Here is a 12827-nt window from a genome sequence, read left to right on the forward strand (position 1 = left end):
TCCGCTCCTATAGATTGCCGAAGATGACGAAGAAGCCATCGGCAAACTGGTCGAGAATTGCCGCCATGCCGAAATAAATCAGCAGGATACCGCCTGCCAGCGCGAAAGGCGTGGAAATGAAGTAGAGAGGGATTTGCGGCGCCAGCTTGTTGATGAGGCCAACGACCACGTTGAACAGCAGGCCGTAAAGGATGAAGGGACTCGCGAGCCTCAACATGATCATGAAAGAGGCGGAGAGCGTGTCCGTCAGACTGACCAGCGAGCGTTGCGAGCCGATCAACGAGCCCACCGGAATGCTCTGATAGGATTCGGCCAGCTCCTTGATCATGTAATGGTGGAAATCCAGAACAAAAAGGATGAGAAGCGCGCCCGTTGCCAGAAGACTGGTCAGCGAGTTGTCGGAACTGTCTTCGAATATGTCTCCCGAAGGCGTGGCATTGAACGAAATGGCCATGCCGATTATCGCACCCGCAAACTGGATGCCGAGAACATAGATACGCGCGACGAGGCCAAAGATGACGCCCGTCATCGTCTCGGAGAAGATCGTCACGAGGAAGACTTCGGGCGCGGCCGAGGCGGGCGGATAGAGGATATCCCAGAACAAAGGCAAAAGCGCCAGCGATAACGCCAGCGCCAGAAAAAGCCTGATCTGCATCGGCAGACGTGCCGATGAGAACCCTGGCATCATCATCACGCATCCACCTATTCGGCAGAATGCCAGGAAAAGCGCCATTATGGCGCCCTGGGGATCGGGGATCATGAAATCGAACCGAGTATCTTAATTTCCGTGCCTTTTGCCAACTCGACGTGGGAGAGCACCGGAAGCGTCGAGAACAGGCGTTCGGTGATCATGCGGACATAGGAGCGCGTTTCGGGCAGGGTAACAAGTACAAAAGGCAGACCCTCGTCCATGAATTCACGGATAACCTTGCTTGCCTCGTTGCTGAACTCTTCCAGATGGCGGGGATCGATATCGAATTCGATCACTTCACCCTTGGCGTCGCGCTTGAGCGCCTGCTGGAAAATCAGGTCCCACTTGGTACCGATACGGACGACGCGCAGGACGCCGTTGTCGGAAAGATCGCCGCAGATCTGCTGCGCCATGCGGACACGCACATGTTCGACGATCTGCTCGGCCTTCTTCAGATGCGGCGCGAGTTCGGCCACCGCTTCGAGAATGAGATGCAGGTTGCGGATCGAAACACGCTCGGCCAGCAACAGCTTCAAGATGGCCTGCAGGCCGGAATAGGACATGTGAGACGAGCAGATCTCGTCGGCAAGCTTCTTGTATTCCGGGTCCAGGCGATCGATCAGGATTTTCACATCCTTGAACGACAGAAGCGACGGCAGGTTGTTGCGGATTACCTCGCTCACATGCGTCAGCAGCGCGGAGATATTGTCGATCGGGTGGAAGCCCTCGCGCTTCAGATCTTCGACGAAATGCTCCAGAACTGAGACCGCCGGCATGCCGAAGGCGGGTTCGCGAACCTCGTCGCCAGGAACCGACGGCTTGTGGCGCTTGCCGGTGATGACGAGCACTTCACCAACACGCAGCGTGCTTGCGGCGACCGTCGTGCCATGGATGCGGATCTGGTAGGACTTGTCCGGGATGGCGATATCGTCGGTGACCTTGATTTCGGGAACGACGAAACCGTACTGGACGGCAAACTTCTTGCGCATCTTGCTGACGCGGAAGGCAAGTTCCTGATGGGCTCCCAGCAGGCGCGGCGAAACGAGCTTGCCGAGCGCCAGTTCGATCTCGGTGGTCTTGAGGACGTTCTTGACCGTGTCCTTTTCGACCTCCTGCTTCTGGACAGCCTTCTTTTCCTCCTCTTCGCGCAGGAGCTTGTTCTGCGCCTCGATCTGGCGAGGAACGATCCATGCGCCGGCGGCCAGAAGACCGCCAAGGGCGGTGAACGGCAGAAGGGGCAGGCCCGGAATGAGCGCGAGAACGAACATCAGGCCCGCAGCGACGGACATGGCCTTGGGATAACCGCTCAACTGGCCGATAACGGCCGTGTCGGTGGAGCCCTTGGTACCGCCCCGCGTGACGATGAGGCCGGCGGCGAGCGAGACAATGAGAGCCGGAATCTGGGTTACGATACCGTCACCGACAGAAAGCTTGACGAAGACATCGGCCGCTTCGCCGATTTCCATTCCGTGACGGAAATAGCCGATGATGATGCCGCCGAAAATGTTGATCGCCGTGATCAACAGGCCTGCGACCGCATCGCCGCGAACGAATTTCGAAGCACCGTCCATCGCGCCGTAGAAGGAGCTTTCCTCTTCGAGTTCACTACGGCGGCGCTGGGCTTCCTTCTCGTCGATCGTGCCGGCGGACAGGTCCGCATCGATCGACATCTGCTTGCCGGGAATGGCATCGAGGGTGAAGCGGGCGCCGACTTCCGCGATACGGGTGGCACCCTTGGTGATGACGATGAAGTTGACGACGATCAGGATCAGAAAGACGATCAGACCGATAACGAAGTCGCCGGACATGACCAGACTGGAGAAGCCGGCGATAACACCGCCAGCCGCATCATGTCCCTCATGTCCGTGAGAGAGGATGACGCGCGTTGTCGCAATGTTGAGCGCCAGACGAATCATGGTGGCGATCAGAAGGATCGTCGGGAAGGACGAGAAATCCAGAGGGCGCTGGATCCAGAGCGAAACCATCAGGATGAGGACGGCGAAGGCGATGGAGAAGGCCAGCCCCACGTCGATCATGAAGACCGGGATCGGCAGGAAGAGAATGCAAAGGATCGTGACTATGCCGACGGCAAAACCGATATCGCGGCCCTTCGGCGCGACCTTCGGCAACGGCAGGATACTCTGAGGGGTGGCCATTTCTGCTCCGTCTCGTCATGAGATGCGGAAACCGCCTGAGGCGCTTTCGCTTCCAAAGTCCTTGAATTCGGACAGCCGTCGCAACATCGGACAGCCAGCCGGTTTGGGTAAAATCTAGAAAGCGAAGCTTGCGTGAGAGTGACGGCGCGTTAAGCCATTCCCGGAATTGATGGCCGGACGGGGATGACACAAGAGCATTTTTCAGCTACGTTCATCACGAATTAAGTCCCGAGGGCAAGGATGCCCGGTGGACGTGTGCGCGATGGAAGCGCAAGTCTGGGCCATGATATCGGCCATTGCAGCAAGCAAAAAGGCTTCCATCCGCATGGTTTCAAGCGCATTCTCCACATATACGAGCTATCTTGTCCTCAACAGAGACATCAATTCCTCGTTGTCGCGCGTTGCAAGCCAGGGTGATGTTGCAAGCAACACGGCCTATTACGAAGAAAATATCGGCAAGGTCACCACGGCTGAGGAATTCGTCAACGATTACCGGTTGTTCTCCTATGCAATGAAGGCTTACGGCCTCGAGGAGATGACCTATGCCAAGGCCTTCATGAAGAAGGTGCTGGAAAGCGATCCGAACGACGATTCCAGCTTCGCCAATTCACTCACCGACACTCGATACGCGGATTTCGCCAAGGCCTACAATTTCTCGGGCGATTCGGCGAAGGCACAAACATCGGCCCAGACCGAGAACCTCGTCACTGCCTACCAGGATTCGTTTACGCAGGAAGAAACGGACATCAAGTCCGAGGTGTCCTATTTCCAGAGCAAGATCGGCAGCGTCGATCATGTCAACGACATTATCGGCAATGACCGGCTACGCACTTACGTGCTGGAATCGTTCGGGCTCGACGCGAAATACACCTCCAAGAACTATCTATCTCAGGTCCTGACAAGCGATCTGAACGATCCCGACAGCGTTGCCAATCAGGCAAGCAACGATGCCTGGCGAAAACTGGCTGCGGCTTTCAATTTCAGCTCCGATGGCACAGTCGCTGCGGGCGAGACCGCGCAGAGCGCTGAACAGACATCAGATCTACGGCTCGACTACATTTACAACAAGTCGACCTATCCCTCCGACCTGCTCTTGGATGCGAACCAGTCCTACTGGGAAAAACACGTTGCCGAGGCCGGAAGCGCTTCCGAAATCACTTCGGATTCGCGGCTTCTGGAGTATGCCAAAACGGCTTTCGGACTGCGCGACACGATGATGGCATCGAGCGTTGCCAGTATGATGTACAGCCGGACATTCGCCGAGACGATCGGCAATACTGAGCTACTGGATTATTTCAGTTTCCAGACCGACGGAACGGTTGCGGCCGGTGGTTCGGCCCAGACCAGCGAACAGGCGACCAATCTCGAGGCCAAGTACAAAACGGCATTCCAGGCCACCCAGGCCGATGCCGTGGAAAATGCCGTCTCCAATTTCGAGACCCGCATCGCCGACGTCAAAAGCATTGATGACTTCTTCAAGTCGAATGCGGATGACGACGATGCGAACAACGACGACGTTACCGAAATATGGGATGTCGCGTTACGCGCCTTTGGCATCGACCCAAGTGAGGTCAAGATGACGGCCTTGCGCAAGATCCTTTCCAGCAATCTCGAAGACAAGGACAGCTACGCCAATCAGCTGGGTGACGAACGGTATGTGGCGCTCGTCAAAGCGTTCAATTTCGATACCAAGGGCGACGTCGACACCCCACTTCTGGCACAGTCGGAAAACGTTACCCAGGACTTTACCGCGGATTACCTCAGCCTCAAGACACGCTTCCTGAAGGGCGATGAGAGGCAAAAAGCGGGCGAAACCGCTACTGACGAGATCGAGTATTTCGAAAAGAAGATGGAATCGATTTCGACTGTCGATGAGCTTCTATCGGACAGCAGGCTCGTCAACTTCCTGCTCGAGAGCCAGGAAATCGATCCGAAGAGCGTCACAAAGGACGAGCTGCAGCAGATGTTCGCTTCGGATCTCGACGATCCGAAAAGCTACGTCAACCAGTTGGACAACAAGAGCTTCGCCAAGATCGTCGCTTCCTTCAATTTCGACACTGAAGGCAACCTGACATCCGACACGCTCGGCACGGTCCAGCAGAGGGGCGACGTTTTCCAGACTGTCAGTAACTACTATCGACAGACACTGGAAGAAGAACAGGGTGATACCAACGAGGGCGTTCGACTTGCTCTCTATTTCGAGCGCAAAGCCTCGTCGATCACCAGTGCCTACGACATCCTTGGGGATTCCGCACTACTCAACTTTTTCAAGACGGCCTACAATCTGTCGACCTATTTCTCCAGCCAGGAGCTTGAGAAGCAGGCCGCGACCGTCGAGAAATTCGTCGAGCTCGATAAATTATCCGATCCGGACTATGTGCAGAAGGTCATCCAACGCTTCACCGCACTTTACGACAGCCAGAATGGCGCCACAGACTCGGCTGCCCTTTCCATTCTTCAGGGCAGCTCCTCCTCGATCAGCCCTGACACGCTGCTGGCCGTGGCCCAGCTTTCGGCACGCTAACGAAGAGCTTCATCCATCTTTTTCTGTCATCTCAAATAAAACACCGCCCGAAGCGATCGGGCGGTGTTTTTGAGTTGAACAGGACAGCACCATGCTGTGTCGTCATCAATTCCAGTCGATGCAATAACCGAGGAAGCGCTTTGAATCGATCGGGTCGGTTCCGAGCTTCTTGCGGAGCTTCTTGCGCAATTTGCTGATATGGCTCTCGACCACGTTTTCCTCGACGTCCTCGTCGAAGATGCCGTAGATGGCCGAGAAGATCTGCGCCTTGGAAACACGCCGGCCGCGATTGGCGACCAGATATTCGAGAATGCGGCGCTCGCGCCGCGGCAACGGGAAGACTTCGCCGCCAATCTCGGGATCGCGACCATCGGAATAGACGCGGATCGAACCGATATCGGTGTAATTGGCGATGGCGGTCAGGCGGCGACGGATGGCAGCGGCGCGCGCCAGGATCTCGCGCGGATGAACCGGCTTGCGGACAACGTCGTCGACGCCGGCATCGAACAGCGCGAGCGTTGCATCGAGGGACGGCTGATCGGAAACGGCGATGACCGGTGCAGTGGAACGATCGCGGATGGTACGCGGCAGATCGCAGGCGTTCCTGGTCTGGCCGATAAGGAAGGCTTCGATGGCGCGGATATCGGCATCGGCTGCGGAGTTGACCCACTCGCCGAACTCGACGGGATCGAAGCCTGCCGAGGGGATGCCCTCGCGGCCGAACAGGGATGTGTAACCTTCCGTTACGAGCTCTCGCTCATCAACCACGACGATCATTCACCCATCTCCGAATCAGCAGCGTTCATGTGCTGAGGCATGAGTACGAATCGTGAGAGTCAGCCACAATTATAGAAACTTGTGGGGACTAATTAATAATTGATTAACCACACCTCTCCGATTTGCACTAGATGTAGTGGCGCAAACCAAAACAGGCACAATTTTTTCGGTGGATTTTGACAGATTCATAACAGGATTCGGCATGCCCCTGTTTGACACGCCTCATTGCTGCCAGATCAAAGGCGCGATGTAAATTGGAAAGACAATCTACTTCCAGTTGCCGCCAGCGCAAAAATTCGTCGCTCCTGCGGTCCACTGGCCATATCCTGAAGCGACCAGGTTTGCGATCACGCGACACACGTATCGCTGCTGCGCCGGGTCATTGTTCGGTCCGGCATGGTAACGGGCAACAGCCATCGTCCAGGTCTCGTGCCGATCATACAGCTGCCGCAGAAAACGTGCGGCATAAGCGACGTTCTGGGCCGGATCAAACATATCCTGCAAGGAGGCAAATTCCGCGCCGTGATACATGAGGTTGATCTGCATGCAGCCGATGTCGATCAGCTTTGCCCCCTGCCCCCGAGACGCCGCAACCTGAGTAAAGGCTTCCTGCAGCGAACCGGGAAAGAATGCCTTGCCTTCGACATTCAATGCAAAGGGACTGAGCGAGCCTTTTCGCCCAGTCTCGGTGAGGCCGACAGAATAGAGTATGCCTTCCGGAATGCCATATTGTGCAGCAGCGCGCTGTATCTGCCGTTCGCATGCAAGGCTAGCGCCGACCGCGGCTTCTCCCTTATCAGAGATAAACGGTGTCGGGACGAGTACCAGCGCCGCCAGAACCCGCGCCTTGAGCCGAACCTTCATCCTTACCTCCGGAAGAGCTGACACGCGTACCGATGTCCGACGTATCTGTCAGGCCGCCACTCGTGTTGCCGCCCTGGCGGCCGTTCTGCTGCTGTTGCTGCTGCGCCTGTCCCATATCGGAAGACTGCCTGCTGTTGGAAAATGTATCGCTGCCCTTGTCGGACGAAGTCGAACTGCTTCCGCTCGCAATGCTGACCGTGATCTGGTCGACGCTGTAACCTTGTGACTTCAGGTTATCGAGCATCGTGGAACTGTCGTGCATGAGCTGCCGATAGGCCTTGCTGCTTTCGACGGTGAGATGAATGTTCAGCTCTTCGCCGACCATGCGCATCGTGGCTGTCACATGCCCGAGGTCATTGGGGTTGAGCTCGATCTTGAGCGTATTCACCACCTTGCCCGTGCTGGCATAAAGCGCCTCGTTGGACAGCTTTGCGCTCGGGTTCATGGCAGCCGACCAATCCGGATCCTGACCAAATGCAGTTGCCAGTGAGACCGCGTTGGAGCTCGGTGCCATGCCGATGTATCGACGGTTCTCGGTGACCTGGACCGCAGGCGTCTCCGTGTCGACCGAAAGCTCGCTGTCATGCTCCAGCGCATCGTGAACCGCCGGGGCAACATCGGCGGCAGTCGTAGTCGAATGCTGGGTGTTTTTTGTATCCGTCGCCGCGGTGTTCGTGGCCGTTCCAGCCGCCGCGTCCTTCAACGACAGAGCGGCATTACCGGCCTGTGCCGTTACCGTGTTTACGTCGATTTCAGCGGAATCTGTCTGTACCGGCAGCTGATCGCCGGCAATGTCCGACTGCACGGTCTGGGCAGACGCCGTATCCGGAAGCGACTGGAGCAATGCCAGCGCATCGTCCGCAGCATCCGGATCTGCGGCATCGGTGTCCGTCTTGTCGGTCTTGGCCTGATCGGCGGCGGTGTTGCGAACCGGACTGCTCGGACCCTTCGTATTGGCCGGCATTGCCGCCTGCAGGTCGGCCAAAAGGTCCGCCGCCGTATCGATATCGGCACCGTCGACAGGCACTTGCGGCTCCGCGTCCTGCCCCTCGACCGGCATTTCAACGACGGCCTCCGGATTAACAGCATCCGAGGCCTGGACTGCGGCCTTTGAAAGCATCGTCTCGACAGTCATCGCGAACGGGCGAGCGCCAGCAGCCGCCTTCGGCTCGGCAGCAACCGTTTCCGGCTGATCCTGTCCGGCCTGTGTCGCGGTTGCCGCGCCATCGTCATTCCCCGCGGCGGCTTTTCCGCGCTGGCCCTGGCCGTCGCCATAGGAGTTGAGCGTCTTGGCGAAACCGTCATCCTTGGAAGTCCGCGTACCCTTGTTGGACGCAGAGGAAGCTGCGGTTGAAACATCCGCGCTCGCCGGCAAGGCATTGCTCACTACATTCATCATCGACCCCCAATCTCCTTCGCAAGGAGCGAATCTATCTCACCCAGCTTGTTTCGGCCTTGCGTGACGAAGTCGTCAACGGCCGCATTTGTCGCGGTCGCAGCATTCGGCACGACTGAGCCTGCAGTCGTCGGATCAGGCTTGGCATCGGCAATCCGGGTGCTGCCATCAGGCGTAGGGGTGTCTTCGCTGCTGCCGCTGATATCCACAGGCCTGACAATTTCCTCGCCGACGCGTTGCGCGGCATCGAGAAGTGCCCGGTCGCGATCCGAAAGTCCTTCGCGGGAAATCGACGAAAGCTGGTCAACCACCTGCGAAACATTTGAAGACGGAACCTTGGCAATGTGCTCGTAAAGGCCGGGGAGTAGCGTACGTCCCTTGCCGCTAAGCACATCGTTCAATTTGCGTGCCTCTTCGGCCGTATAGCTCGCCAGATCATATTTACCCTTCAGCGTCGCCAGTCGCGATATGCGCAGGTAAAGCTCCTGCGCGCGGTCCGGATCCATGAGGTCGGCCACTTCTGAAACCCGGTCATGTCCAAGCCCCGGCGCGCTGGTTACCGCGAGGTCGACGAAGAGGTCGGCGAACTGGCTGGCATACGGCGAATGAAGAAAACGCCGCGCATACCGCACAGAATAGCCGAAAGCCCGGTCGACATCCTTCAGACTTGCGCTTGCGACGATGGAGCGGCGCAGCGCCGCCTCTTCCAGGATTGTGCCCGGTGCATCGATGCGGGTGCGATCGTAGAAGATCAGTGCAGCGGTCGGATCAGTCGGATAATTGACGTTGCCGGCGACAAGATTGAGATAAGGGCCGATCGGTGAGCCCTGATACTCCTGGGATAGAGAGGCGATCGAGGTTGCAACCTGCCCGCCACGGCCGTCGAGATATTTCTGCAGGACGTTGACGACACGCGCGTCGAGATATCCCTGAGTGTCGCGGGACGCCAGGAAGTTCAAGGTGGCGGGATTACCGCCACTCATCACGTAAACGAAGACTGCGTCTGCATTGCGCGTATCCGCAAGCGTGCCGTTGTCCGCAGATCGCAGCCTCTTGTCGAGAGAATCGAGCAGATAGCGCTGGAGATCGGAGGCAGAGTGATCTCCGAGCACCAGGGAATCCTGGACGAACTGAAGCGACCTCAAGATCTTATAGGCATCGAGCGACTGGTCCTGGGCGCGCGTCTCGGCGACTCCTGCAGCCAGCGCGGCCGCAAGAAACGTGGAGCGAACAAACCAGTATCTGCGAGCGAACATCAGCGCTTACCTTCAACCATCGGCAATCAGGATTTCTATACGGCGATTGGCTCCGTCCTCGGGATTATCGGTAACCTGTGGTCGGCGATCGGCGAAGCCGGAAAGCTGCTTCACGCGGGTATCTTCAAGACCGCCACGCAGAAGCATGAAATAAGCGGCATGGGCGCGGTCCATCGAGAGCGTCCAGTTATCGGCGTTGCCACCTCGATAAGGCCGGCTGTCAGTGTGGCCGCGAATGACGATCGAACCAGCCTTCGCCTTCAAGACTGCGGCAACCCTCTCCATCGCCAGGACAGTCTCCCTGCGAGGGACGGCCGATCCGAGATCGAACATCGGCGTTGCGGCCTGATCGGAAATGGTAACGAGCATACCGCCCTCGGACGGAGTAACGATGATGCCCTCGGCAAGTTTGCCGGGAACGCCGGTCAAAGCCTTGACGAGTTCTTCCCGCAGCTCCTCGGCCTTCTCGGTTTGCTTCTCCGTCGGCTTTGACGTTGTCTGAGGCCTGTCAGGTTCAGGAGAGCCATCATAAGGCTCCTCTTCCTTCGGCTGACCATTGCCGTCGACAGCGCCTTTGGATGATTGCAGAGCGGCAATCTGTTGCTGGGCCGGATCGGTGCTGGTTGACGCTTGTGCGTCAGACGGCGACTGTTTCTGGGTGTCAGCGCGTGGATGCGCCTGTGCGGCGGCTGTCTCGACCGGCTTGGCATCGGGAGCCGGAGGCAGCTTGCTGTCCTGCGTCACGGCAACGGCACCGTTCTGGCCGTTCTGTGGAGCGGAAACCTGCTTACTCCAGAAGTCGGGGTCGAACGGATCGCGATAGGCCTCGCCGCCGGAAGCGCCGGTCGAAGGGCCGGAATTTGCCGCGCCACCCTCGCCCTTCACGCTGACATTGGCCTGCTGGCCAACTTCCTGAGCGATCTCAGCCAGCACGGCGTAAGGATTTTCGAAAAATGCCTCTTCGGAAAAACTGGTGTTCTCACCGGAAGAAGCCGTCAGATCCTCGCCGGAAGCTGCGGCGGAACCGTCCTGCGTCTTGTCGGCTGCAACGTCCGACTTCTGACCGTTCTGTTCGCCTTGCGCGTCCTTTGCCGGCTCTTTGACACCGTCAGAGCTGGGCTGCTCGTCCGTCAGCTTGATCGGATTGAAGTAACTTGCAATCGAGGCCTTCGTTTCTTCGTTGGAGGCGTTGACGAGCCACATAACCAAGAAGAATGCCATCATTGCCGTCATGAAATCCGCATAGGCAATCTTCCAGGCGCCGCCATGGGCTCCGTCATGATCACCCTTGTGGCGTTTGACGACAATAATTTCGTTCTTGCCGTGATGATGACTTTCACTCATCTATCTGCTCTTCCATCGCTTCGACAAAAGTCTTCAGACGCGTCACGAGAATCGAGTCACCGACTTCCAGCGTCATGTCGATTTCCGACGATTCCTCGTATTCGACTTCAGTCACGAGCGGATCGAGCCGCTTGCGCATCATTTCGATAAATGTTTCGGAACCTCTCACCGAGAGCTTCACTGTCCTGCCCTGCCCGATTTCTTCAGCGACATCGGCCGCGAATTTCGCGCCAGCAGCGCGAGCGACCTCTTCCTGGACAAAAGGTTGCAGGACACGCGCCACCGAAGTGTCTACAGCATCCGAGACTGACGCCTTCATCTCCTGGAGGAAGGCTTCAACGCGTTCGGCAACGACACCGTCGTATTTCGCCGTCAACGCCTCGATTTCCTCGCGATGCCTTGCGGTGATCTGCGCCAACTGCTCATCATGGCGTTCCGTCATTTCGACCACGGCTGCCTCATGGCCTTCGGCGCGCGCCTTGCTCTTTTCCTCCTCGATATCGACGGCAGGCTCTGGCGCCACATCCGGGAGATCGAAGTTGTTTTCGGGAAAATCGAAATCGGAGACGAACTCCGACGGCTGCGGCTGCGATTGCGGAGCGCCAAAATCCTTCAAGTAACGAGCAAGCGGCATACTCATGGAGATATCCCTACCGAGCCGACATGCGGAAAATGAAAAGGCTTACCTCAAAACTGAACAAGTGGAACCTTCCTTCGTGCGTTTGGCAGGCTCGCTTCGAAGCGATCGGCGAGATGCATCCGGGAATGAACGCATTTTCACCTGAAACCAGCTACGATGCCAAACTTGTGCGAAGATGAAGACCCGCCAACGGCACTAGCTAAAAAGGACGCGTGTGCTCTGCTGATGACCGTTGAGCAGGGAGAGCAGTTGTGACGACAGCGACTGCTGGGTTTGGTAGGCCGCCAGCTTGGTGGATTCTTCTTCCATATCCGCATCGACCAGGCGGCCAACGCCCTTGTCGAGAATATCCTGCAGAGACTTCACGAAGCCGGTCTGCTGATCGACACGGGCGGAGACGGTGCCCAGCGAACTTGCCAGCTGATTGAGCCTGTCGGTCAGATGGCCAACGACGGCAATCATATCGTCCAGCTCGGCCGAGGTCGTGGCGTCGGAAACGGCAATCGACGTGCCGGTCGTCGCAATGGTCGAATCCACGTCAAGCAGGTAGTAGTTGCGGGAGGTCGCGGTTCCGTCGGAATTCAATGTATTGGCGTCGATCGCGCCGGTCAGAAGGCCGCGATTGGCATCGGCCGAATCGATCAGCGTCGTATCCGCGGTATCGACGGAAACATAGCTGAGCGATACCGCGCCCGAAACGCTGCGCTGGAAAGACGTCGGGATGGTTTTCGATGCGCCGAGAATTTCATCCGAATTGTAGAGCCAGTTATCGCCGGAGAACGTCGCTGCCTGGAGAACAGAGTTCAGATTTTCCTTAAGCGAGCTAATTCGGCCGTTGAGTGCATCTCTATCCGTACCCTCCTCGTAGGCGGTCACCAGCTGACTGGTGATCTCGTCCATGATGTTAATGGAGGAGGTCACGGCCTCATAGGCCGTATCAAGCTTAGACGCACCGAGGTTGAGCGCATCTCCGATACTACCGAGAACACTTTGGTCGGAGGTCATGTTGGTTGCGGCCGACCAGTAGCCGGCATTGTCTGCCGCAGATTCAACCGCCAGGCCGGATGCCGTGCGCTTCTGGGTTTCTTCGAGATTGTCGCTCGCGAAAAGAAGGGTCTGTAGCGCGCTCTGCACGTAACCGACGGTCATGATCTTCGACATGTTCTAACCACCTATGTT

At 57.5% G+C, this 12827-nt stretch carries 10 protein-coding genes; 1 reads left to right on the forward strand and 9 read right to left on the reverse strand.

Annotation, left to right across the window (positions count from 1 at the left end; genetic code table 11):
• Positions 1–7 precede the first annotated feature (7 nt).
• Complete coding sequence (gene fliR, locus HNQ72_RS12585) at positions 8–760, reverse strand: flagellar biosynthetic protein FliR (protein WP_183992567.1); 753 nt, start codon at positions 758–760, stop codon at positions 8–10.
• Positions 757–2847 (reverse strand): flagellar biosynthesis protein FlhA, encoded by a 2091-nt coding sequence (gene flhA / locus HNQ72_RS12590; protein ID WP_183992568.1) that lies wholly within the window; start codon positions 2845–2847, stop codon positions 757–759. The genes fliR and flhA overlap by 4 nt, the downstream gene beginning before the upstream one ends.
• 262 nt (positions 2848–3109) lie before the next feature.
• Here flhA and HNQ72_RS12595 point away from each other — a divergent pair, with 262 nt between their 5' ends.
• On the forward strand, positions 3110–5371 hold the full coding sequence (locus HNQ72_RS12595; protein WP_244654383.1) for a DUF1217 domain-containing protein: 2262 nt from the start codon (positions 3110–3112) through the stop codon (positions 5369–5371).
• 105 nt (positions 5372–5476) lie between these two features.
• Here HNQ72_RS12595 and HNQ72_RS12600 read toward each other — a convergent pair whose 3' ends face one another.
• The 7 genes from HNQ72_RS12600 to HNQ72_RS12630 form a co-directional block, all read right to left on the reverse strand.
• Positions 5477–6148 carry a response regulator transcription factor gene (locus HNQ72_RS12600; RefSeq protein ID WP_183992561.1) on the reverse strand — a complete coding sequence of 224 codons (672 nt, stop codon included), beginning with the start codon at positions 6146–6148 and terminating at the stop codon, positions 5477–5479.
• A 267-nt stretch (positions 6149–6415) separates the two neighbouring features.
• The gene (locus tag HNQ72_RS12605; RefSeq protein ID WP_373289446.1) at positions 6416–6985 is read right to left on the reverse strand and encodes a lytic transglycosylase domain-containing protein; all 570 of its coding nucleotides are present in this window, start codon (positions 6983–6985) and stop codon (positions 6416–6418) included.
• Positions 6945–8411, reverse strand: a complete 1467-nt coding sequence (fliK, locus tag HNQ72_RS12610; protein ID WP_183992570.1) for a flagellar hook-length control protein FliK — start codon at positions 8409–8411, stop codon at positions 6945–6947. Before fliK ends, HNQ72_RS12605 begins: the two co-directional genes overlap by 41 nt.
• The gene (locus tag HNQ72_RS12615) at positions 8408–9664 is read right to left on the reverse strand and encodes a chemotaxis protein (RefSeq protein ID WP_183992571.1); all 1257 of its coding nucleotides are present in this window, start codon (positions 9662–9664) and stop codon (positions 8408–8410) included. The genes fliK and HNQ72_RS12615 overlap by 4 nt, the downstream gene beginning before the upstream one ends.
• Positions 9665–9676: 12 nt before the next feature.
• Entirely contained in the window at positions 9677–11008 is a 1332-nt protein-coding gene (locus HNQ72_RS12620; protein WP_183992572.1) for a MotB family protein, read from the reverse strand.
• Entirely contained in the window at positions 11001–11648 is a 648-nt protein-coding gene (locus HNQ72_RS12625) for a FliH/SctL family protein (protein WP_183992573.1), read from the reverse strand. Before HNQ72_RS12625 ends, HNQ72_RS12620 begins: the two co-directional genes overlap by 8 nt.
• Before the next feature lie 195 nt (positions 11649–11843).
• Entirely contained in the window at positions 11844–12809 is a 966-nt protein-coding gene (locus HNQ72_RS12630; RefSeq protein ID WP_148144381.1) for a flagellin N-terminal helical domain-containing protein, read from the reverse strand.
• Between the last annotated feature and the right edge of the window lie 18 nt (positions 12810–12827).

It is taken from the genome of Aliirhizobium wenxiniae (assembly GCF_014201355.1).
GTDB lineage: Bacteria > Pseudomonadota > Alphaproteobacteria > Rhizobiales > Rhizobiaceae > Neorhizobium > Neorhizobium wenxiniae.